This window comes from Kitasatospora sp. NPDC001664 (genome assembly GCF_053596675.1).
Window position 1 is genome coordinate 313,408 of the sequence record NZ_JBSFGS010000001.1, and the last position, 22,807, is coordinate 336,214.

The 22,807-nt window shown below is 73.5% G+C and carries 11 protein-coding genes; 9 read left to right on the forward strand and 2 right to left on the reverse strand.

Translation table 11 applies throughout. From position 1 onward, the window contains the following. Positions 1 to 8,937 (reverse strand): polymorphic toxin-type HINT domain-containing protein, encoded by an 8,937-nt coding sequence (locus tag ACWCYY_RS01560; RefSeq protein ID WP_449794753.1) that lies wholly within the window; start codon positions 8,935 to 8,937, stop codon positions 1 to 3. A gap of 435 nt (positions 8,938 to 9,372) precedes the next feature. On the opposite strand from ACWCYY_RS01560, the gene ACWCYY_RS01565 reads away from it, so the two are divergent. Beyond that, a complete protein-coding gene (locus ACWCYY_RS01565; protein ID WP_449794754.1) occupies positions 9,373 to 9,852 on the forward strand; it encodes a hypothetical protein in 480 nt (159 codons plus the stop codon). A gap of 242 nt (positions 9,853 to 10,094) precedes the next feature. Continuing rightward, positions 10,095 to 12,068, forward strand: coding sequence for a glycoside hydrolase family 6 protein (locus ACWCYY_RS01570; protein WP_449794755.1), 1,974 nt, complete (start codon positions 10,095 to 10,097; stop codon positions 12,066 to 12,068). A 29-nt stretch (positions 12,069 to 12,097) separates the two neighbouring features. Here ACWCYY_RS01570 and ACWCYY_RS01575 read toward each other — a convergent pair whose 3' ends face one another. After that, positions 12,098 to 13,918 carry a glycoside hydrolase family 15 protein gene (locus tag ACWCYY_RS01575; protein WP_449794756.1) on the reverse strand — a complete coding sequence of 607 codons (1,821 nt, stop codon included), beginning with the start codon at positions 13,916 to 13,918 and terminating at the stop codon, positions 12,098 to 12,100. Positions 13,919 to 14,089: 171 nt separating this feature from the next. Between ACWCYY_RS01575 and ACWCYY_RS01580 the strand changes: the two genes are divergently transcribed. From ACWCYY_RS01580 to ACWCYY_RS01610, 7 genes are all read left to right on the forward strand, one after another. Next, complete coding sequence (locus ACWCYY_RS01580; protein WP_449794757.1) at positions 14,090 to 14,896, forward strand: SAM-dependent methyltransferase; 807 nt, start codon at positions 14,090 to 14,092, stop codon at positions 14,894 to 14,896. After that, positions 14,893 to 17,031 (forward strand): putative bifunctional diguanylate cyclase/phosphodiesterase, encoded by a 2,139-nt coding sequence (locus tag ACWCYY_RS01585; protein WP_345281305.1) that lies wholly within the window; start codon positions 14,893 to 14,895, stop codon positions 17,029 to 17,031. Before ACWCYY_RS01580 ends, ACWCYY_RS01585 begins: the two co-directional genes overlap by 4 nt. A gap of 299 nt (positions 17,032 to 17,330) precedes the next feature. Further along, positions 17,331 to 18,161, forward strand: coding sequence for a glycosyltransferase family 2 protein (locus tag ACWCYY_RS01590; protein WP_345281303.1), 831 nt, complete (start codon positions 17,331 to 17,333; stop codon positions 18,159 to 18,161). Then, entirely contained in the window at positions 18,158 to 19,558 is a 1,401-nt protein-coding gene (locus ACWCYY_RS01595) for a glycosyltransferase family 2 protein (protein WP_449794758.1), read from the forward strand. The genes ACWCYY_RS01590 and ACWCYY_RS01595 overlap by 4 nt, the downstream gene beginning before the upstream one ends. Before the next feature lie 5 nt (positions 19,559 to 19,563). Further along, positions 19,564 to 20,922, forward strand: coding sequence for a lipopolysaccharide biosynthesis protein (locus ACWCYY_RS01600; protein WP_449794759.1), 1,359 nt, complete (start codon positions 19,564 to 19,566; stop codon positions 20,920 to 20,922). A gap of 5 nt (positions 20,923 to 20,927) precedes the next feature. Then, on the forward strand, positions 20,928 to 21,974 hold the full coding sequence (locus ACWCYY_RS01605) for a glycosyltransferase (RefSeq protein ID WP_345281297.1): 1,047 nt from the start codon (positions 20,928 to 20,930) through the stop codon (positions 21,972 to 21,974). Continuing rightward, positions 21,971 to 22,783 carry a polysaccharide deacetylase family protein gene (locus ACWCYY_RS01610; RefSeq protein WP_345281296.1) on the forward strand — a complete coding sequence of 271 codons (813 nt, stop codon included), beginning with the start codon at positions 21,971 to 21,973 and terminating at the stop codon, positions 22,781 to 22,783. The genes ACWCYY_RS01605 and ACWCYY_RS01610 overlap by 4 nt, the downstream gene beginning before the upstream one ends. Positions 22,784 to 22,807: the final 24 nt, after the last annotated feature.

Below are 22,807 nucleotides of genomic sequence, written 5' to 3' on the forward strand. Positions count from 1 at the left end.
CTAGAAGCCCATGGCCTTGAGCAGCATGCGCTTGAGCTCGTCGTTCGACTGTTGGTTGATCAGCTTGCCCAGCTCGGTGGCGGGGTCGCTCCAGGGTACTGACCAGGTCACCTTGACGTCGTCGGCGATGTGCTCGCCGAGGTTCCCCGCGCAGCGGGGGCACGGCTGGCGCTCGGAGTAGATCTCGGTGATCTTCTCACCGGGCTTCAGCTGATTGATGATCATGTCCTCGGAGTGCAGGTCGTCTCCGTGGCTGATCCCGTACACGGGCTCGGCCCGGCCCTCGACCCGGGCCACCGCGACGTTGCGCAGCTCCAGCCCGATGTACTTCGTCCGGTGCTTGAACGCCAGGGTGGAGAGGTCACCACCGTTGATGGCGACCTTGAACCCGATCGGGCAGATGGTGTTGTGGACCAGCACCCCCACCGTGCCCGCGAGCACGAAGTAGGTGTGGGCCACGTCCACGGTGAGGTCGTAGGTGACCATCGCCGAGACGTAGTTGCGCACCGCCCGGACGGTGACCCGCTCCTGGCCGTCCGTCTGCAGCTGGTCCCCGACGGCCAGTCGGGAGGCGTTGACGAACGCCTGCCGGCTCTGGTCGTAGTACGGGTGGTTCTGGGTGCTGGTGATCCGCCGGTCCCCACCCGGGGTGCTGACCGTCAGCTCGGTGAACTCGGTGTCGGTGGTGGTGACGAAGGTGTCCGTGACCGTGTTGGCCTGGACCCCACCACCCCCGACCGCGCTGTCGACCCGGTCTCCGACCCGGATCGTCTCGATCGGACGCACGCTGCCGTCGGCCATCCGGACACCGGTGCCGGCCGGGAAGCTGTGCGTGGGGTTGCACGGGATCAGACCCGAGGGGAACTTCCGCAGCCAGGCGGCCACCGCCGCCGTCTTCAGACGGGTCGCCATGAAGGCGCTCATCTTGGCTTCGCGGGCCAGCTGGGTCAGCACGTTCAGACCGGCCTCGACGCCGACCATGTCGCCGATCACCACGGCCGCGTGCACGGCGTAGGCCCCGCGGGCGACCAGCTTGACCGCGGTGGGCAGCACCAGGCTGGCGGCCGCCCAGTAGCAGTCCGAGTTGTGGAACGAGAGGTTCTTCGCGCAGCCGACGAAGTCGCTCACCAGGCTGTAGGCCAGCGCCTTGGTGAACGCCCAGTCCATCGCCACCATGTCGACGTCGAAGACGTACGGGCCCTCGTACGCCACCGGGTAGGAGTCGATGAACTCCTTCTCGTACTTGCCGGTCGCGATGCAGGCGGCCGCCGACCCGTCCGGGATGTCACAGGTGACCAGGAAGGCCATCGCCTTGCCGGTCAGCTTCACCTGGGCGGGCAGCTTGCAGTACAGCGGGTTGTGCGGGTTGAACTTGCACTGGTCGGTGGCGTAGCCGGTACCGGCCACGTCGACCGTCTCGATGACCACGCCCGGCGGGAGCTCCGGGTCGACGCCGGTGCCCGTCCCCGAGTTGGCCGGCGGGTTGCGGTCCAGCTCCGCCGCGGCCTCGGCGATGTCCTGCGCCTGCTCGGCGTCGGCCTTCGCGTTGGCCGCCGACTCCTTGGCGTTCGCGGCCGAGGTCTCGGCCTCGTCGGCGAAGTAGTCCGCGTTGTTGGCCGACACCTTGGCCCGGTCGGCCGCGTCGCGGGCCGTGCTCGCGTCGAGCTCGCTCGCGTCCGCCGAGGCACGGGCGGCCGCGGCCTCCTGGTTCGCCTGGCGGGCCGACTCGTCCGCCTTCCAGGAGTCCGACTGGGCCTGGGCGTTGAGGTCGTCCAGCCGCTGGGAGACGGCCTGGACCTCCTTGGAGTCGGCCGCCGCCTGGTTGGCCGACTTGAGCGCCGCGGCGGCCGCCTTGGAGGCCTTGGCCGCAGACTTGGCCGCGTCCGCCGCCGCCTGGGCCGCCAACTTGGCGTCCCCGGCCGCGCGGTCGGCCGCGTCCTGCGCCGCCTTCGCGTACGCCTCGGCCTCGGCCGCGCGCAGCTCGGCGACCGCGACGGACTGCTCCGCCAGGGTCTTCGCGGTGTCCGCGACCACGACCGACAGACCGGCGGTGGCGTTGGTCGCCGCGAACGCGATGCCCAGCTGGATCGCCTGGTCCGCCGGGGCGTTGACCGCCGCCGCCGTGTCCCGGGCGATCTCCGCCTGTTGCGAGGCGGCGTGCGCCTGGCCGGAGGCGGTGGCGCTGTCCGAGGCGGCCGCGTCGGCCTCCTTCTTCGCGCCCTGGGCGGCCGACTTGGCGTCGGCCGCGTGCTGCGCGGAGGACTTTGCCAGCGCGGTGGCCGCGTCGGAGTTCTCCTTCGCGATGCCGGCCTGCTGGATCGCTTCGGCGGCCAGGTAGTGGCCCTGCGCGGAGTTGGCCTGGGTCTTGGCCGCCGCCGAACGGGCGGTCTTGGCCGCCGCGTCCGACTTGGCGGCCGCCGCCGTGCTGACGGTCGCCGCGGCGCGGGCGTTGACCGCCGCGTCCTCGGCGGCGTCGGCGTCCTCATCGGCCTTGATCGCCGCATCGGTGGCCGCGTTGGCCGCCCGGCGGGCGTCCTTGGCGGCCGTCTCGGCGCCGGCCGCGGCATCGGTGCCGAGCTTCGCCGCGTAGTCGGCGTCGGCGGCAGCGGCCTTCGCCCGGGCGGAGTCCGCCTCCTTGCGTGCGGTCGCGGCGCGGTTCTTGGCCGCGGCCGCGTCGGTCTCGGCCTGCTTGGCCTTGGCCTCGAAGCCGGCCGCCGTGTCGGCGTCGCCCTTGGCCCGGGACTCCTCGGCCGCCGCCGCCTCGGCCTGACGCTGCGCGTCCGCCGTGGCGGTCGCGGCCTTGGCCCGCTCCGCGTCCGCCGTCTGCCGGGCGGCGGCGGCGTTCTGCCGCTCCCGCTCGGCGGTGGCCGCCGCGTCCTTGGCCTTGGCGGCCTCGGCCTTGGAACTGGCCTCCAGCGGGACGATCCTGGCCTTGTCCTGCGCCACGATCGCCGCCGCGTCGGCCGCGGCGCGCGCCTTGCCCTCGGCGGCGACCGCGTCGGCCTCCGCCTTCTGGGCGCTGTCCTGCGCGGTCTCGCGCAGGAAGGCGGCCCGGGCGGCGTGCGCCTGGGCACTGGCGTTGGCCAGCAGGGCGGCGCTGTCGTTCAGCGTCGCGTTGGTCGCCGCCACCGCGGTCTTCAGCGCCAGCGCGGTGGCCTTGGAGGCCGCCGCGGCGGACTTGGTGACCTGCGCCGACTGCTTGGCGTACGACAGGCCGCGGTCGATCGGCGTGCCGTTCGCGGTGGCGATCTGCTGTGCCGCCGCCGAGGCCGAACTCGCGGTCGTGTCAGCGGACTTGGCGTCGACCGCGTTCTGGTCGGCGGTGGCCGAGAGGCCGTCCACCCGCTGCTTCAGCTTCGCCAGGTCCGCGTCCACCGAGATCGGCTTGCCGTCGGAGGAGAAGTTGTCGCCGTTGAACCACTCGGGCCAGTGCTTGATCGTGGTGTTCCACGTGCTGTGCGGGTCGGCCTGAGCCTCCATCAGGTTCTTGGCGACCCACGCGTTCCCGAGCGCGTCGTGCATCGCCACCGCGCTGGACTGCAGCGCGGTCAGCGCCTTGATCTCCGCGGTCGCGATCGTGGTGCGCTGCTGGGACTGGGCGGCGTACTCGGCCTCCCACTCCGCCGAGGCGGTCTCCTCGACCTCCACCAGCACCACGTACGGGTCCTGGGGGTTGCTCGGGTCACCGCTGGACCAGCGGGTCTTCAGGCTCTCCACCTCGCGCCGGAACTCCGGCGTGCCCTTGACCGGGGAGACGGTGGGGAAGCCCTTGTACTCGATGAAGCGCCGGACGTCGTCCGCCGACCCCTGCATCTGCGGGGAGTACAGCATCAGACCCCACAGGCCGTACGGGTCGCCGCCCTCGGCCTGCTTCTGCCGGATGATCTCGCCGACCCGGGCCTTCGCCTCGGGCGTGGCCTGTGGGACGTTGACCGGCCAGCCCCAGCTGAGGCCGCCGCCGATCCGGGAGTAGACCTGGCCCGGGCCGAGCGCCTTGGTCACCGCGGTGTCGTACTCGGGCTCGCTGTCGGCGAAGTCCGAGGTGAAGTACTTCCAGACGGTGTCCTCGCGCTCGTCCTGACGGGTGTTCATCCCGTTCATCAGGTCGCTCGCCGAGTCCACGTCCTTCTGCCAGGCGTTCCAGACGTCCTGGTCGAAGAAGAGCTCCGGTTGCGCCGAACCCGGCCCGGCGAGCCGCGAGGCCGCCAGCGTCTTGGAGGCGACGCCGCCGACCTGGAACAGGTAGGCCAGGTTGGCGCGGCCGATCCGGACCCTGGCCTGGGTGTCCATCACCTTCTGCCGGGCGTCCAGGTCGTGCCGCTGCTTCGCGGCCTCCTGGGCGGCCTTGATCTGCGCGGCCAGCGCCGCCTCGTCCCGGCGCAGCTGCTCCTCGGCGGCCTTGGCGGCCTCCTCGGCCTTGGCCGCGTCGGCCTTCGCGGTACCGGCCGACCTCTCCGCCTCATCGGCGGCCTGCTTGGCCTTGTCGGCCGAGGTGCGGGCGTTCTTCGCGGTGGCGTCCGCGTCCTTGGCGGCCTGCGCCGCCACGGCCGCGTCCTTCTCCGCCGTACTGGCGGCCGCGTCGGCCGCCTGCGAGTCGGTCAGCGCGTCCTGGGCCGACTTCGCCGCCGCCTGGGCCTGCGCCCGGGCCGCGGCGTCGAGCTCGGCGGTCTTGGCCGCCGCCGCCTTGGCCGCCGCGGAGTCGGTGGCCGCGGTGGCCGCCGACTTCTGCGCCGCGTCGGCGTACTTCGCTGCCTTGGCGGCGGAGTCCGCCGCCCTGGCAGCCGCCTCGGCCGCCAACTTGCTGTCCCCGGTGGCCCGCTCGGCAGCGGCCTTGGCGTCGGCGGCCAGCTTCGCGGAGTACGCGGCGTTGGCGTCCGAGACGGCGGTCTGCTGCTGGGCCAGGGTCTTGGCGCCCTGCGAGGCGAGCACCGCGAGCCCGGCCGAGGAGTCGGTCGTGGCGAACGGGGTGCCCAGCTCGATGGCGGTGTTGGCCGGCGCGGTCACGGTGGCCGCGGCGGCCCGGGCCAGCGCGGCGGCCTGGCCGGCCGCGTACGCCTGACCGGCCGCGTCTCCGGCCGCCGTGACGGCCGAGTCCACGTCCTTCGTCGCGGCCACCGCCGCGGTGTTGGCCTTGAGGGACTCCTGCGCGGCCTGCTCGGACGTGCTGGCGGCCTCGGTGGCCTTCTTGGCGGCGGCCTCCGCGTTGTCGATCGCATAGGCCGCGGCGGCCTCGGCGGTCATCGCGGTGGAGTACGCCAGCAGGGCGTTGGCCTGGGCGTCGGCCGCCCAGGTGGTGGCCCGGGCCGCTGCTGCGGCGGCCGTGGTGGCCGCCTCGCGGGCGGCGGTGGAGGCCGAAGTGGTGTCCGTGGCCTTGGCGTTGGCCTGGTCGGCCTCGGCTCCGGCCTGCTGCGCGGCGTTGGCGGCGGCTTGGGCGGCGGCCTTGGCCTCGGCGGCCGAGGAGGTGCCCTCGGCGGCGACCGCGGCGGCGGCCAGCGCCTGCGCGTTGGCGGCGGCCACGTCCTTGCGGCGCTGCGCGTCGGCGGCGGCGCGGCGGGCGACGGCGGCCTGGGCCTCCGCCTCCTTGGCCGCCTGGGCCCGCTTCACCGAGTCGGCGTTGGAGCCGTGCGCCTGCTTGCGCTTGTCGTCGGCGGCCTTGAACCTGTCGAGCGTGTCGTTGAGCGCGGTCCTGGCGTTGCCGCGCTGCTTCTCCGCCTCGGCCTTGGCCTTGGCGGCGTTCTGACGCTCCGTCTCCGCGTTGGCGGCGGCGGTCTTGGCCCGCTCCAGCGCGGAGGTGGCGTCGGCCTGGGCCTGCTGGGCCTGGGCCTTGGCGGTGGCCACGTTCGCCGCCGCGGCGGCGGCCGCGTCGGCCTTGGCCTTGGCGGTGTCGGCCAGGGCGGCGGCACGGGCGGCGCTGTCCTCGGCCGACTGGCGCTGGAACTGCGCACGGGCGGCCGCGGCCTGGGCCTGGGCGTTGGCGAGCAGGGTGGCGCTGGTGGCGGCGGTCCCGTTCACGGCCTGGACGGCGACGTCCAGCGCGTTGGCGGTGGCCAGTGCGGCGGCCGCGGAGGCCTTGGTGACCTGCGCGGACTGGATGGCGTAGGCCATCCCGCGACCGCGCGGCAGCCCGTTGTCGTCGGCGATCCTGTCACCGGCGGCCAGCGCGGCCGGGATCTTGTCGGCGGCCAGCTTGGCGTCGTTGGCGGCCTTGCGGGCCACGGCGGCCTGCACGGCGACCAGCGTCTTGATGGTGGCGAGGTCGGCGGTGGCCTGGGCGTCCGTGCGCGGCGGCGCGTTCGCCAGCCGCTTGGTCGGGTTGGCCTGCCACTTGAGGACCTCGCCGGCCGACCAGCCGTAGCCGAGCGCCTGGTGCATCGCCTCGGAGCCGGTCTGAAGGGCCGTCAGGGCGTCGACCTCGGCCTTGAGCACGTCCGAGCGCGGCTGGACCTGTCCGGCCAGCTCGGCCTTCCACTCGGCCCAGGCGACCTCCTCGACCTCGACCAGGACCTTCTTCCAGTCCACCGGGTTGGAGATGTCACCCGAGGCCCAGCGGGCCTTCAGCGCCTCGACCTCGATCCGGAACTCGGGCGTGCCCTTGACCGGCCCGGCCATCGGCATGCCGTGGTACTGGATGAACCGGCGGACGTCGTCGGCCGATCCCTCCTTGGCGTTGGCACCGAGCATGGTGAAGATGCCGAAGGTGTCCTGGCCGCCGTTCTCGGCGATCAGCTCCTGGACGATCTGGTCCACCTTGGCCAGCGCGGCCTGGTCGGTGGACTTGGCCGGGGCGGGCAGGTACTGCAGCGCGAGCGCGTTGCGCGCGTTGACGCCGCTGGAGGACATGAAGTTGGTGACGTCGGTGTCGTACTGCGGCAGCTTCGTCCCCGAGGCGGTCGCGTACGGGGAGACGAACTGTTCCAGGCCCAGGTCGCGCGAGCCGCGGGCGTCGTCGTCGGCCTTGGCCCGGGCCTCGTCCTGGGTGCCGGCGCCGACCGAGCGGTTGGCGGTGAACTGGTTGACGTGCAGGTCACCGTTGGGAAGCGCCGCCACCTGGATGCTGGTGGTGTTCCGGTCGATCATGCCGTACGAGGCAGCGTCGTTGGTCCACTTGCCGTCGGCCGCCCGGACGCTGTCCATGGCGGCGCCGTCGGCGTCCAGGGCGACCAGGTGCACCCGGTTGTCAGCACCGCCGGCGGCGGCGATCTGCCGGGACGGGTCCGTCCGCACCACCGCCGGGGCGCTCCAACTCCCGTTGGTGCCGCGGGTGGTGGCCCAGACCTTGTTGTCGTCGGAGAGCACACCGACGGTCAGTTCGCCGTTCGGCGTGGCCGCCGCCGCGACGCCCTTGGCGTGCGGGGTGGCCACCGGAGCGGAGGTCCAGCCGCCGGTGGTGGCGCGGACCAGGTCCTGCACCGTGCCGTCGGCCCGGAGCACGGCCACGTGGACCTCGCCGTTGGCGGCGGCGGTGGCGGCCACCGCGCGGGTCTGCCCGCTGCCGTCGGCCACCGTCGCGGCGGACCAACTGCCGTTCGCCCCGCGGACGAAGGCGCGGACGACGTTGTCCGTGCCGAGCGTCACCAGGTGCAGGTCGCCGTTGGGGGTGGTGGCGGCGGTGACGGCCTTCGCCTGCTTGGAGCCGTCGGCCACCGTGGCGGCCGTGACGAGCGTGCTCCACCAGGTGCTGTCGGCGCGGTGGGTGCGCAGCCAGACCTGGCCGTCGGTGCCCAGGGTGAGCACGTGGAGGTCGTTGTTGGCAGCGCCGGTGACGGCCACGTCGGCGATCCGGCCGAGCGTGCCGTCGACCATGACCGGGGCCGACCAGGTGCCGTTGGCGGCCCGGCCGGTGTGCCAGGCCAGGCCGTCGGTGCCGGTGACGTCCAGCTGGAGCTCACCGGTGGCCAGCGCGCCCAGCGAGAGCGAGCTCGCCTTCGGGGCGGTGAGCGCGGTCTTGGTCCAGGTGCCGGCGGCCTGCAGGGCGAAGTCGTTGACGGTGCCGGTGGTGGTGACCACCGCCAGGTGCGGCAGCGCGTTCGGCACGGCGGTGGCGGCGATCGCGGCCGCGGTGCCGGTGGCGTCCACGGTGGTGACGGCGGCCCAGGTGCCGTCCGCCTTCCGGACCTTCTCGCGCACCTTCTTGTCGGTGCCGAGCAGGCCGAGCCGGACCTCGCCGTTGGCGGTGGCCACGGCCGAGACGGCGGCGGTCGTGGTCGCGCCGTCGGCGGCGGTCACGCCGCTCCAGGCGCCGCCGGCCTTGCGGACGTTGGTCCACACCTTGCCGTCGGTGGTGAGCAGTTCGAGGTGCAGGTCGTTGTTGGGCAGACCGGCCGTGGCCAGGCCCTTGACCTTGCCGGGCAGCGAGTCGAACCGCACGGTGCGGTCGGTGCCCTGGTAGCCCATGTACCAGCCCGGGTACTCCCCGGGGCTGTAGACGTGGTCGCGCACGGTGCCGTCCGAGGACAGGACGGTGAAGTGCAGCTCGCCGTTGGGCAGCGCGGCCTGGCTGAACGCCGTGTTCCGCGGGTCGTCGCTGACCAGGATCGGGGTCAGCCAGTCGCCGTTGGCGGTGCGGACCTTGTCGTACAGCTTGCCGTCCGTGGTCAGCACGCCGACGTGCAGCTGCCCGTAGGCCATCGCCGACTGGCCGGTCTGCTTGACCGGTCCGATGCCCTCGCCGAGGGTGCGGCCGCTGGAGCGCTCGCCCTTGGAGTTGGCGACGTTGTCGGAGGTGACCGAGCCGTAGTAGAGCGACCAGCCCGGCCAGGGGCCGAGGTCCTGGGCGGCCAGCATGGTGCCGGCGCCGGACTTCATCGCCGGGCCGCCCGCGTGCATGGCGCGGGCCAGGATGGCGCGGGCCCGGCGGTCGTCCGCCGCCGCGTCCATCACCTTGATCCGGGCGTCCAGATCAGCCTCGGACCCGGGTGGTGGGGCCTCCGTCCTCACCCCCCTCGGCACGGCCGCAGAGGCCGTCCCCACCGCTGTCGAGACCAGTGTGGATGCCATCGCGAGCACGACCGCCGTGGCGACCGTACGCGAAGCACCCCGTATTCCATTCGCGCGTTGCGAGAACACAGTCCGCCTTCCGCGTGCTCCGCCCAGAAGGAGGTGGGCCCACGAAGGAACGGCACCGGAGCGACCGTCAGAAAGGGTCGTCGGAGCGTCTGTTGGCGTCCTTCCCCCGGACGGAGACACCGATGTTGAATCTTGGAGCGAGCGGCAAGCTACCCGATGGTGTTACTCGCCAGCAACAAGCCTTTTCGCCTGCTCAGGCGATTGATGTCCATCGGACACCGGGTCCCCGAAATCTGTTGACACTCTGTCAACGGTGTGGTCGACTGCACCGGATCACGGCAGGACGCACGGGGGAGCAGCACCCAGATGAACACTCGGACTTCGCACCGCGGCCTGGCCGCATTGGCACTCGCCGCCGCGGTGGTGCTCGGCGCCGGCGCGTGCTCCTCGGGCGGTTCCGGGAGCGCTGGCAATGCGGCCGCTCCGTCCAAGGCGGTCAATTCGGGTGCGACCGGCCAGGGTTCGGCCGCGCAGAACGGCGTGGGTGGCGCCGGGCCGTGCCGGGACACCATGAAGCACATCACCGAGGCGGGCCAGAAGCTCACGGCCGACATGGCGGACAAGGCCAAGGCGACCGCCGACCTGGAGGTCATCGCCAAGCAGTTCGGCGAGGACGCCGAGAAGATCAAGCACCCCGAGGGCAAGGCCGCCGCCAAGCAGCTCGCCGAGGTCTACGGCAAGCTCGCGCAGAACGCCAGGACCAACCAGGGGCCGGACATGGCCACCTTGCCCGGGGTGGTGCAGGGCGCCGTCTCCGCCCTCGGCCAGTGCGCCGCCGCCGAGTAGCCGGCGCGGGCTGACGGCCCGTCAGGGCCCGGGAGGACCCGGGCCCTTGTTCTTGCGTCAGACCGGGAGCGCTCCCACCAACTCCGGTCGTAGTCCTTGACGCGTCCGGAACTCCGTGGGTTGATATGCCGTGAACCCGGCAGCCTCACGGCAAGGTGGTTCAGTACATCGTGGGAGCGCTCCCACTTTTCTCGCAGCACGCTGCTCGCACCCGGATCTCCCCCACCCGAAAGGATCCGCACGTGTCAGGACAGCTCCTCCGCCGACTGCGGACGGCCACCGTGGCCGTCACGCTCGGCGCGGCCTCCCTGCTCCCGGTCGCCGGCGCCGCGACCACGGCGCACGCCGCCGCCAAGGTCGACAACCCGTACGTCGGTGCCGGGGTCTACGTGAACCCCGAGTGGTCCGCCAAGGCCGCCGCCGAGCCGGGCGGCTCCGCCGTCGCCAACCAGCCCACCTCGGTCTGGCTGGACCGGATCGCCGCGATCAACGGCGCCAACGGCACGATGGGCCTGCGCGCCCACCTCAACGAGGCGGTCCGCCAGGCCGCCGGGAAGCCGTACGTGTTCCAGGTGGTGATCTACAACCTGCCCGGCCGCGACTGCGCCGCACTGGCCTCCAACGGTGAGCTCGGCCCGACCGAGATCGGCCGGTACGAGACCGCCTACATCGACCCGATCGCCGCGATCCTGGCCGACCCGGCCTACGCCAACCTGCGGATCGTCACCACCATCGAGATCGACTCCCTGCCGAACCTCATCACCAACGCCGGCGGCACCCCCACCGCCACCCCCGCCTGCGACGTGATGAAGGCCAACGGCAACTACGTGACGGGCGTGGGCTACGCGCTCAACAAGCTCGGCGCGATCCCGAACGTCTACAACTACATCGACGCGGGCCACCACGGCTGGCTGGGCTGGGACTCCAACTTCGGCCCCAGCGTCAACCTGCTGTACCAGGCCGCCAACGCCTCCGGCTCCACCCCGGCCAAGGTGCACGGCTTCGTGGTCAACACCGCCAACTACTCGGCGCTGAAGGAGCCGTACTTCACCATCGACGACACCGTGAACGGCCAGTCGATCCGCGGCACCTCCAAGTGGGTCGACTGGAACCGCTACGTGGACGAGCTCTCCTACGCCAAGGCCTTCCGGCAGAAGGCGGTCGAGGCCGGCTTCGACGCGGGCGTCGGCATGCTGATCGACACCTCCCGCAACGGCTGGGGCGGCCCGGGCCGCCCGACCGGCCCCGGCCCGAAGACCACCGGTGACGCCTACGTGGACGGCGGCCGGATCGACCGCCGCCTGCAGGCCGGCAACTGGTGCAACCAGTCCGGTGCGGGCCTCGGCGAGCGGCCGACCGCGGCTCCCGACGCGGGCATCGACGCCTACGTCTGGGTCAAGCCGCCGGGCGAGTCGGACGGCGCCTCCAAGGCGATCCCGAACGACGAGGGCAAGGGCTTCGACCGGATGTGCGACCCGACGTACACCGGCAACCCGCGGAACAACAACAACATGTCCGGCGCGCTGCCGGACGCGCCGCTGGCCGGGGCCTGGTTCTCCGCCCAGTTCCGCCAGCTGCTGGCCAACGCCTACCCGCCGGTCGGCGGCACCACCCCCGGTGACACCACCGCCCCGACCGTGCCCACGGGCCTGACCGCCACCGCCACCAGCAGCAGCGTCACCCTCGGCTGGACCGCCTCCACTGACGACGTCGGGGTGACGGGCTACCAGGTCTTCCGCGGCGGCGTGCAGGTGGGCACCTCCACCTCCACCTCCTACACCGACAGCGGGCTGAGCGCCTCCACCGCCTACGCCTACACCGTCAAGGCGCGGGACGCGGCGGGCAACGTCTCGGCGGCCTCCGCCGCACTGACCGTCACCACCCAGGCGGGCGGCGGCGGTGGCGGCAACGCCGGGTGCACCGCCACCTACAAGGTGAGCAGCGACTGGGGCGCCGGCTTCAACGCCGACGTGACCGTCACCAACACCGGCACCGCGCCCACCAAGAGCTGGAAGGTCAGCTGGACCTGGCCGGGCAACCAGCAGGTCACCAACCTCTGGAACGGCACGGTGACCCAGAGCGGCAGCTCCGTCTCGGTGGTCAACGCCGGGTACAACGGCACCGTCGCGGCGGGCGGCTCCACCGGCTTCGGCTTCGGTGCGAGCTACTCGGGCGCCAACGCGGCCCCGACGCTGAGCTGCACCGCGACCAGCTGACGGCCGGCTGACGGCCGGTCGATCCGGCGTCACCGTACGGCGGCCGGCCCCACGGCGGTGGGGTCGGCCGCCTCGTCGCCGTCCAGCGCGAAGGCGGTGTTGACCAGCCCGACGTGGGTGAACGCCTGTGGGGCATTGCCGAGTTGGTGCCCCGTCCGGGGGTCGTACTCCTCGGCCAGCAGGCCGAGGTCGTTGGTCAGCGCGAGCACCCGCTCGAACAGCTCGCGGGCCTGCTCGCGGCGCCCGGTGGCGGTCAGCGCGTCGGCCAGCCAGAACGAGCAGGCCAGGAAGGCGCCCTCCGGCCCCGCCAGCCCGTCGGAGCCGGGCAGTCCGTCCGGACCGGTGCGGTAGCGGCGGACGAAGCCGCCGTGGTCCAGGCCGGAGCGCACCGCGTCCACCGTCCGCACCACTCTCGGGTCCTCGGCCGGCAGGAAGCCGTACTTGGCGAGGAGCAGCGTGGCGGCGTCCAACTCCCGTTCCCCGTACGCCTGGACGAAGACGCCGCGGTGGTGGTCATAGCCGTACTCGCAGACCTCGCCGTGCACCGCGTCGCGCAGTGCCCGCCAGCGCTCCAGCGGGGCGGGCAGGCCGGTGGCCTCGGCGAGCCGGACGGCGCGGTCGGCGGCCACCCAGACCATCATCTTGGAGTGGACGAACTGCCGCTTTCCGCCCCGGACTTCCCACAGGCCCTCGTCCGGCTCGCGCCAGTGCAGCTCCAGGAAGGCCATCAGCGAGCGGAGCAGCCCCCAGACCTGGCGCTCCATCGGCACACCGGCCTGCCAGGAGAGCTCCAGGGTGTCCAGCACCTCGCCGTAGACGTCGAGTTGGAGCTGGTGGACGGCCGCGTTGCCGAACCGCACCGGGGTCGACCCCTGGTAGCCGGGCAGCCAGTCGGCCAGCGTCTCCGGCAGGGTCCGCTCGCCGGCCACCCCGTACACCGCCTGGAGGTCGCCCGGGTCGCCCGCGATGGCCCGCAGCAGCCACTTGCGCCAGGCCGCCGCCTCCTCCCGGAAGCCCCCGCGCAGCAGGGCGGCCAGGGTCAGGCTGGAGTCGCGCAGCCAGCAGAAGCGGTAGTCCCAGTTCCGCTCGCCGCCCGGGTGCTCGGGCAGCGAGGCGGTCGGCGCCGCCACGATCCCGCCGGTCGGGTCGTAGGTGAGCGCCTTGAGGGTGATCAGCGAGCGCAGCACCTGGTCCCGGTAGGGCCCCTGGTAGCGGCAGCCGGCCGCCCAGTCCTGCCAGCGCCGCACGGTGGAGGCGAGCAGCCCGGCCGGGTCGGTGCGGGGCGTGGTGGTGTGGTGCGAGGGCTGCCAGGTGAGCACGAACGGCACCTGTTCGCCGGCCCGGACGGTGAAGTCCGAGACGGTGGCCCCGTCCTCGCCCCAGGTGTGCACCCCCGGCGGGACCCGCAGCCAGGCCGCGTCCGGGCCGGCCACCGCGATCCGGTGGTGGTCGGTGCGGCGCACCCAGGGCTCGATCCGGCCGTGGTTGAACCGCAGCCGCAGCGCCCCGCGCATCCGGACGGCGCCGCTCAGGCCCTCCACCAGCCGCACCAGCCGCGGCAGCCGGTCGCGCTGGGGCATGAAGTCGGTGATCCGCACGGTGCCGGTGGGCGTGCGCCAGAGCGACTCCAGCACCAGGGTCTCCGGCAGGTAGCGGCGCTCCGTGCACGGCCCGCCGCCCTCGGGGGCCAGCCGCCAGGAGCCGTGCCGGTCGCTGCCGAGCAGGCCGGCGAAGCAGCTGGGGGAGTCGAAGCGGGGCAGGCAGAGCCAGTCGACCGAACCGTCCCGGCCCACCAGGGCGGCGGTCTGGAGGTCTCCGAGGAGCGCGTAGTCCTCGATCCGTCCGGCCATGAGGCTTCCATTCTGGGACGGATCGCCGGGACCGACCAGGCAGGGGAGGGGAGACGGTTCGTCACACTGTTCACTTCCGTCTCTGCTGCTTCGCTGGTGACAGGCGGCGGAGCGATGATAGGAAGATCCTCGTGTTGTCCCGTCAGAATCAGAACCGGTAGGGGTGCGGTCATGCAGCAAGCGAACTGGGTGCCCGCCGGAACGGACCTCGACAAGCCGAACGCGGCCCGGATGTACGACTACTACCTGGGTGGCTCGCACAACTTCGAGGTCGACCGGATGATGGCCCGCAAGGCCATGGAGCTCTGGCCGGAGCTGCCGGAGATCATGCGCGCCAACCGCGCCTTCCTGCGCCGCGCCGTCCAGTTCCTCGCCGAGAGCGGCGTCACCCGCTTCCTGGACATCGGCTCCGGCATCCCCACCTTCGGTGCGGTGCACGAGGTGGCCCAGGCGATCCGCCCCGACAGCCGGGTGGTCTACGTGGACCACGACCCGATCGCGGTCGCGCACAGCCGCCTGCTCCTCAAGGACGACCCGCAGAGCCTGGTGGTCGAGGCCGACCTGCGCGATCCGGCGGACGTCCTGGCCCGCCCCGAGGTGAAGGACCTGCTGGCGGACGGCGAGCCGGTCGCCCTGCTGCTGGTCTCGGTGCTGCACTTCATCACCGACGACGACGACCCGTACGCGCTGCTGCGGCAGCTGCGCGACGCGCTGCCCTCCGGCAGCGCCCTGGTCATGTGCCACGCCTCGCTGGAGGGCCGCCCGGACCAGGCCGAGGCCCACCAGGACCTCTACAAGCGGACCCCGACCCCGATCACGATGCGCAACTACGCGGCGGTCGAGGCCTTCTTCGAGGGCTTCGAGCTGCTGGAGCCGGGCCTGGTCTACATGCCCCAGTGGCGCCCGGAGGACCCGGAGTCGGTCGGCCCGAACCCGGAGCGGATGACCGGTCTGGTGGGCGTCGGGCTGAAGCCGTGACCGCAGGCCCGGGCGAGACCGAGGGGCTGGCGCAGGCCGAGCGGGAGGTCCGCTTCCACCACGAGTGGGAGCGGCTGCTCTCCAGCGGCCACGGCGCGGCCGTGCACCCGGGCATCCTGCGCCGACTGGTCTCCCGGACGGCCGCGCTGCTGCACCGGGCGCAGTCCGAGGAGCCGTTCCGCCCGGAGCTGGCCGCCCAGGCCGGGGCCCAGCTGGTGGACGCGCACTTCACCGACCCGGTGGTGCTCGCCCGGGCGGTGGAGCTGCTCCAGCGCACGCCGGACCGGGACGGCCGCGGCCCCGAGCTCTGCGGCTCCTTCGCGGCCGGCTGGGCGCGCGCCCTGCGCGAGCGGACCCTGCGGGAGCAGGAGGCGATCCGGCTGGCGGCGGACACCGCCAAGCTGGAGGTGGAGAAGGCGCTGCGGGAGTCGGAGAACAAGTTCCGCGCGCTCTTCGAGTCGGCCGCGATCGGCATCGGCATCGGCGACACCGACGGCAACATCATCTCGGTGAACAAGGCGCTCGGGGAGATCTTCGGCACCGGCCCGATCGACATGACGGGCCGTCGGGTGGACGAGCTGGTGCACCCGGAGGACACCCCCGGCGTCTGGGAGGCGTACGAGGACCTGATCTCCGGGCGCACCGAGTACTTCCAGTTCGACAAGCCGTACTACCGGCAGGACGGCGAGGTGGTCTGGACCCACCTGACCGTCTCGCTGATCCGGGACGACGAGGGCGTGCCGCTGTACCAGGTGGCGATGCTGGAGGACATCACCGACCGGTACCGCCTCCAGGAGCGGCTGCGCCACCAGGCCACCCACGACCCGCTGACCGGCCTGCCCAACCGGGTGGCCTTCTTCGAGCGGCTGGAGAAGCTCTTCGAGGAGCCGGAGCCCGGCGCCCGCTTCGGCCTCTGCTACGTGGACCTGGACGGCTTCAAGGTGGTCAACGACAGCCTCGGGCACGACACCGGTGACCAGCTGCTGGCCGCCGTCGCCCAGCGGCTGGAGACCGCGCTGACCCCGCTCGGCCACCTGGTGGCCCGCCTCGGCGGCGACGAGTTCGTGGTGCTGCTGGAGAACTGCCGGGGCGAGCAGGAGGCGGTGGCCGCCGCCAAGACGGTACTGGCCGCACTCGCCAGACCGGTGCAGGTGGGCGACCACTCGCTGGCCGTCGGCGCCAGCGTCGGCGTGCTGGAGCGCCGGGTGGCCACCACCACCCCGGGCGCGGCGGTGCGCGCGGCGGACCTGACGCTCTACCGCGCCAAGGAAGCCGGGCGCGGGCGCTGGACGCTCTTCGACCCCAAGGAGAACGCCCGGGCGGTCAGCCGCTACGCGGTGTCCGTCCGGATGCCGGCCGCGCTGGACCGGGGCGAGTTCTACATCGACTACCAGCCGCTCTGCTCCCTGGACGACGGCAGGCTGGTCGCGGTCGAGGCGCTGGTGCGCTGGAGACATCCGCAGCTCGGGGTGCTCGGCCCGGACGAGTTCATCGGGGTGGCCGAGGAGACCGGCCTGATCATGCCGCTCGGCCGCTGGGTGCTGGAGCAGGCGTGTCGTCAGGCCACCGAGTGGGTACGGGAGTTCGGCGAGGCGGCCCCGCAGCTGAACGTCAACCTGGCGGTCCGTCAGGCCCGCAGCGCCGGGCTGGTCACCGACGTGGACCGGATCCTGCGCAAGACCGGGCTGCCGCCCGGCAAGCTCCAGCTGGAGATCACCGAGTCCACCGTGGTCGGCCCGGAGGACGAGACCCTGAAGGCCCTGCACGGGGTGCGTGACCTGGGCGTCTCGCTGGCGGTGGACGACTTCGGCACCGGCTGGTCGAACCTCGCCTACCTGCGGGACCTGCCGGTCTCCTGCCTGAAGATCGCCGGCTCCTTCGTCGGCGACATGCACGACCCGGCCAAGGACACCCACACCGGCTGGCGGATCGTCAGCGGCCTGGTCTCGCTGGCCCACACCCTGGGGCTGACCGTCACGGCGGAGGGCGTGGAGACCGACAAGGACGCCGCGCGGCTGCGCGAGATGGGCTGCGACTGGGCCCAGGGCTGGTTCTTCGGCCGCCCGGCCCGCCCGGAGGACATCGCCCGGCGGCTGGCCGAGCAGACCGCGGCCGAGCGGACCGAACTCCCTTAGGTCAATTCGGACATAAGGGTTGACATCGTCCGTCGGGCGGGCGGACGATGAGGCCCTGGCACCAGTTCATTCGCCAGTTGCCCGACCCAGGCGGCTCCTGCCGCCGGAGACCGGTCGGCGCGGATCCCGAAGGGTTCTCGGGGAGTCCTCACCACAACCCCCGCGCCGTTCTGAACCGCTCTCCCCCTTCAACCGGGGCCATCCCGCGCCCGAGGCGCGGTGCACTCCGCCCCGTCGACAGAGGGCCACGCCCGTGGGAGTACCGGCGTGCCCGCTGCCTCCCGAGAGGCTGTCCAACGATGAGCACCACGCTGCCTCCCAACGTCCTCCCGTACCCGGACCGCGAGATCCGACCGCTGCGCCGCTCCACCGACCGGCCGCCGGCCGAGCGGCCCCGGCGCCGGGTGGAGGACGGGACACGGACCCGACACTCCGTCAGCCTGGTCATCCCCGCGCAGAACGAGGCCCGCAACATCCCCTGGGTGTTCGAACAGATCCCGTGCTGCGTCGACGAGGTGATCCTGGTCGACGGCTCCTCCGACGACGCCACCCTGGCCGTCGCCGAACACGCCCTCCCCACCGTCCGTTCCCTCCAGCAGAGCGCCCCCGGCAAGGGGAACGCGCTGCGCACCGGATTCGCCGCCGCCACCGGCGAGTACGTGGTGATGATGGACGCGGACGGGTCCATGTGGCCCGGCGAGATCCCGCACTACCTGCACTTCCTGGACCACGGCTACGACTTCGTGAAGGGCTCGCGCTGCATCGGCGGCGGCGGCTCCCTCGACCTGACCCGGATCCGCACGCTCGGCAACCTCGCGCTGCTGAGCGTGGTGAACCGGCTCTACCGGGCCAGGCTGACCGACCTCTGCTACGGCTTCTGCGCCTTCCGCCGCAGCTTCCTGGACCAACTCGACCTGCGCTCGGCCGGTTTCGAGATCGAGGCGGAGATGGTCGCGCACGCGCTCCGCTCCGGCCTGCGGATCGCCGAGGTACCGAGCCTGGAACTCCCCCGACGCAGCGGACGCTCGCACCTGCACGCCGTCTCCGACGGCCGCCGGGTGCTGCGCACCCTGATCGCCGAACGACCTGGCGGCCGGGGTGCGGCCGCCCCCGTGCCGAGGGAGCGATGATGAACGGCAACGACCAGCGGACCGCAGCGGCCTGCCCCTGCCCCGCCGCCCGTGACACGCTCGACACCCCCGTCCACGTGGTCGAACTGGACCTGGCCGAACCCGGTGAGCTGCGCTCGCCCGGCGGCACCGGGCCGGCCGCTCCCGACGGCCGCGTGCTGGCGTTGGTGCGGCTGCACGGACACCCGCTCGGCCTGGTCGAGGCCACCGGTGCCGACCCCGCCGACCCCGGCGGCACGTACCGGTCGCTGGTCGCTGCCGCTCACCGCGAACTCGGCCCCGTCCCCGACCAACCACCCACGAAGAATGACCGGTTGACCTCCGCGACGTCCGGCGGGCCCTCAAGTCGGGTCGGCGGCCCCCGGACGCCCGCGGGCCATCCGCCGCGCGTCAGCGTGGTGATCGCCACCCATGACAGACCGGAGCCGCTCCGCCAGTGCCTTGACTCCCTACTGCGGATCGACAGCCCGCGGTACGAGGTGCTGGTGGTCGACAACGCCCCGGCAGGGGACGACGCCCACGCGCTGATCCGCGAGCGGTACGCCGGCCGGGTCCGCTACCTGCGAGAGCCGGTGGCGGGCCTGGCCCGGGCGCACAACCTCGGACTGGCCGCCGCCAGGGGCGAGTTGGTCGCCTTCACCGACGACGACACCCTGGTGGACCGGAACTGGCTGGCCGCCCTGACGGCCGCCTTCGACGACGACGCCAGGACCGGCTGCGTCACCGGCCTGATCCTGCCCGCCGAACTGGCCACCCCGGCCCAGCTCGCCCTGCACCGCCAGGGCGGCTACGACAAGGGCTTCGCCGGACGCCGGCACGCCCTCGACCTGCCGAGCGCCGACCCGCTCTTCCCGTTCACCGCCGGCCGGTTCGGATCCGGGGCCAACATGGCCTTCCGGACCGGACTGCTCCGCGCCCTCGGCGGCTTCGACCCCGCCACCGGGGCCGGCACCCCCGCGCACGGCGGCGACGACCTGCTGGCCTTCTTCCGGATCGTCAACTCCGGTCTGGTGCTGGACTACCGGCCCGACGCCATCATCTGGCACCGCCACCGCCGCACCGACGAGGCGCTGCCCGCCCAGCTCTACGGCTACGGCGCCGGCCTCGGCGCCTACCTGGCCGCCGCCGTCAGCGCCGACCCCCGGCTGCTGCCCGCCCTGGTGCGCCGCCTTCCCGGCGGGCTGCGCCAGGCCCTCGGCCAGGCCAGGAACCGCACCACCGTGCAGGGGGAGCACTCGACCCGGCTCACCCTGCTCGAGCTCTCCGGCATGCTGTACGGCCCGCTCGGCTACCTGCGCTCCCAGCACCAGGCCGAGCGGCGCCGGATCGCCGACGAGCGGATCGCGCGCGGCCCGGAGCCGGCCGGCGCCCGAGTGCCGAGCCTGCGGGCGGGGTGAGCCCGATGGCCGTCACCACCGCGGGCACCACGGCCGGGCGAACCACGACCGCGGGGTGCGGCTGCCCGCTCCCGCTGCCCTGCCAGTGCTCCTACCCGGCCCTGCTCCGGGCCCGGCTGCGGGCCGCCCTGGCCACCGAGCCCCTGCTGCGCAACGGCCACGTCCTGACGGCGAGCTCCCTGCTCACCGCCGGGCTCGGCGGCCTGTTCTGGCTGCTCGCCTCCGCCTGGTACGGCCCGGCGGCGGTGGGCCGCGGCTACGCCGCGCTGGCCGCCGCCGCGCTGCTCTCCGGCATCGGCCAGTTCAACCTCGGCGACGTGCTGATGCGCTTCGTCCCCACCGCGGGGCGGCACACCCGCCGGCTGCTGCTGCGCTGCTACGCCGTCAGCTCGGCCGCCACCGTGCTGGCGGCCGGCGCCTTCCTGCTGCTCGTCCCCGTGCTGGCCCCCGAACTCGGCTTCCTGCGCGCCCCGTTGACCGCGGCGGCCTTCCTCGCGGCCGCCGCCGGGTACACCCTCTTCGTGCTCCAGGACGGCGCGCTCACCGGCCTGCGCCGCCCCGGCTGGGTGCTCGGCGAGAACGCGCTGTTCGCCGTCGCCAAGACCGCGCTGCTCGGCGCCTGCGTCCTGCTGCTGCCCGGCTCCGGCATCCTGCCGGCCTGGAGCGTGGCCCTGCTGATCTCCCTGCTGGTCACCAACGCCTACCTGTTCCGCCGCGCCGTCCCGGCCCACGCCCGGGCGGGCCGGGAAGCCGACCCGCCCGTCGGGCTGGTCCGCTACGCGGCCGCCGACTACCTCGGCGCCCTGCTGCGCACCGCCTCGTACAGCGTGCTGCCGCTGCTGGTGCTCGGACGGCTCGGGGCCGAGCAGAACGCGTACTTCTCCCTCGCCTGGGTGATCGCGTACACCCTCCAGCTGGCCGCGCTCAACATGGGCAGCTCGCTGATCGTCGAGGCCGCGCACGCCCCGGAGCAGCTGGCCGCCCAGGCCCGCCGGGTGCTGCGGCACTCCGCGCTGCTGATCGGCGCCGGCGCGGTGGTGCTGGCGGTGGCCGCCCCGTGGATGCTCTCGCTGTTCGGCCCCGGCTACGCCGAGCACGGCACCACCGCGCTGCGGCTGCTCGCCCTGGCCGCCCTGCCGAACCTGGTGCTCGGCCTGGCCGTGGACGTCTGCCGGGCTCGCCGGGCGATGCGCCCGGTGGTCGCCCTGCAGGCCGCCCTGCTGGGGCTGGTGCTGCTGCTCGCCCTCCTGCTGATCCCCCCGCTCGGCATCACCGGCGTCGGCCTGGCCTGGCTGATCGCCGAGAGCGCCCTGGCGCTCCCCCTGTTGGCCACCCTGGGCCGCTGGCTCCCGAAGGGACGGTGACGGCGATGACCGCCCACCCGCTCACCGAACCGGTCCTGACGGGCCGTCCGCCCACCCTCACGGTGGTCATCTGCTCCTACACCATGGCCCGCTGGCCCGATCTGGTGGCCGCGGTCCGCTCGGTGCAGCGCCAGCACCACCCCGCCGAGGAGCTGCTGCTGGTGGTCGACCACTGCCCCGAGCTGGCCGTACGGGCCGCCGGAGTGCTGGCCGGGGTGCGGGTGGTGCCCAACCACGAGCGCCCCGGCCTGTCCGGCGCGCGCAACACCGGCACCGCGCTGGCCCACGGCGAGGTGGTCGCCTTCCTGGACGACGACGCCACCGCCGACCCGGACTGGACCGAGCGGTTGCTGGCCGGCTACCGGGACGAGCGGGTGCTCGGCGTCGGCGGCCTGGTCCGCCCGCACTGGGAGAGCGGACGCCCCTCCTGGTTCCCGCCCGAGTTCGACTGGGTGGTCGGCTGCTCCTACCTCGGCATGCCCGAACAGGGCGGCTGCGTACGGAACTTCATCGGCGCCAACATGTCCTTCCGGCGGGCCGAGCTGCTCGCCGCGGGCGGCTTCCGCCCCGACCTCGGCCGGGTCGGCAGCCGCCCGCTGGGCTGTGAGGAGACCGAGCTCTGCATCCGGCTGACGGCCCGTCACCCCGGCGCCGTGCTGCGCTACGAGCCCACCGCCGGGGTCAGCCACCGCGTGCCCGAGGGCCGCACCAACTGGAGCTACTTCCGGGCGCGTTGCTTCGCCGAGGGCCTCTCCAAGGCCGCCGTCGCCCGGCACACCGGACGCCGCCCGGCGCTGGCCAGCGAGCGCCGCTACCTGTACGCGGCCGTGCCGCGCGGGATGGCCCGGGCGCTGAGCCGGGAGGGCGGCGGCCCGCGCGAGCTGGCCGCGCTCGCCCTCGGGGTGGCCGTCACGGTGACCGGCTACACCACCGGCCGGCTGCGCCAGGCGCTCCCGTCGGCGGTGCCCCCGCCGTCCGCCGCCCCGCCCGCGGCCCCGGCCGGAAGAGGGGGAGGGGCGGGCGGGCCGGGCGGGCCGGGAGGTGCGCCATGACCGTCGTACCGGTGTACCTGTGGCACTCGGTCTCCGAGGACCCGCCCTCCTGGATCGCCCCGTGGACCGTCACCCCGCGCGCCTTCGCCGAACAGCTGGACCGGATCGCCGACAGCGGACGCACCGTCGTCCCGCTGCACCGGCTGGTCTCCGCGCTGCGCGGCGGTCCGGCGCTGCCGGAGAACTGCGCGGTGCTCACCTTCGACGACGGCTTCGCCGACTTCTACTGGACGGCGGTCCAGCAGCTCACCGACCGCGGCCTGCCCGCCACCCTGTTCGTCACCACGGGAGCCGTCCACCCGCCCGGCGGCCCGGCCTCCGGCAGCCTGCTGCCGCCGGCCCGGATGCTGAACTGGCGTCAGGTGGTCACCCTGGACGCCTGCGGGGTGGAGATCGGTGCGCACACCCGGACCCACCCGCAGCTGGACACCCTGCCGGGCCGCTGGCTGCCGGGCGAGATCGTCGGCTGCCGCCGGGAGCTGGAGGACGTGCTCGGCCACCAGGTGCTCTCCTTCGCCTACCCGCACGGCTACTCCAGCCCGTCGGTGCGGCGCCAGGTGGCCCTGGCCGGGTTCACCTCGGCCTGCGCGGTGGGCAACGCCTTCAGCTCCGGCAACGACGACCCGCTGCGGATCGCCCGGCTGATGGTGCGCGCCGACACCACGCCGGAGCACTTCCGGCGCTGGTCGGACGGCGAGGGAGCCCCCGTCGCGCCCTTCCCGGAGCACCTGCGCACCAAGGGCTGGCGGTACTACCGGCGGCTGCGGGCCGCGGTGGGCCGCCCGGTCGGCGGGCCGCCGGACCTGTGAGCCGCTGGATCCGCGAGCCGCCGG

Excerpts from the sequence above, each read along its gene's own strand:
- ACWCYY_RS01605 (WP_345281297.1), top strand. The coding sequence starts at position 20,928 with ATGACCGCCCACCCGCTCACCGAACCGGTCCTGACGGGCCGTCCGCCC.
- ACWCYY_RS01580 (WP_449794757.1), top strand. The coding sequence starts at position 14,090 with ATGCAGCAAGCGAACTGGGTGCCCGCCGGAACGGACCTCGACAAGCCG.
- ACWCYY_RS01590 (WP_345281303.1), top strand. The coding sequence starts at position 17,331 with ATGAGCACCACGCTGCCTCCCAACGTCCTCCCGTACCCGGACCGCGAG.
- ACWCYY_RS01600 (WP_449794759.1), top strand. The coding sequence starts at position 19,564 with ATGGCCGTCACCACCGCGGGCACCACGGCCGGGCGAACCACGACCGCG.
- ACWCYY_RS01565 (WP_449794754.1), top strand. The coding sequence starts at position 9,373 with ATGAACACTCGGACTTCGCACCGCGGCCTGGCCGCATTGGCACTCGCC.
- ACWCYY_RS01610 (WP_345281296.1), top strand. The coding sequence starts at position 21,971 with ATGACCGTCGTACCGGTGTACCTGTGGCACTCGGTCTCCGAGGACCCG.
- ACWCYY_RS01595 (WP_449794758.1), top strand. The coding sequence starts at position 18,158 with ATGATGAACGGCAACGACCAGCGGACCGCAGCGGCCTGCCCCTGCCCC.
- ACWCYY_RS01575 (WP_449794756.1), bottom strand. The coding sequence starts at position 13,918 with ATGGCCGGACGGATCGAGGACTACGCGCTCCTCGGAGACCTCCAGACC.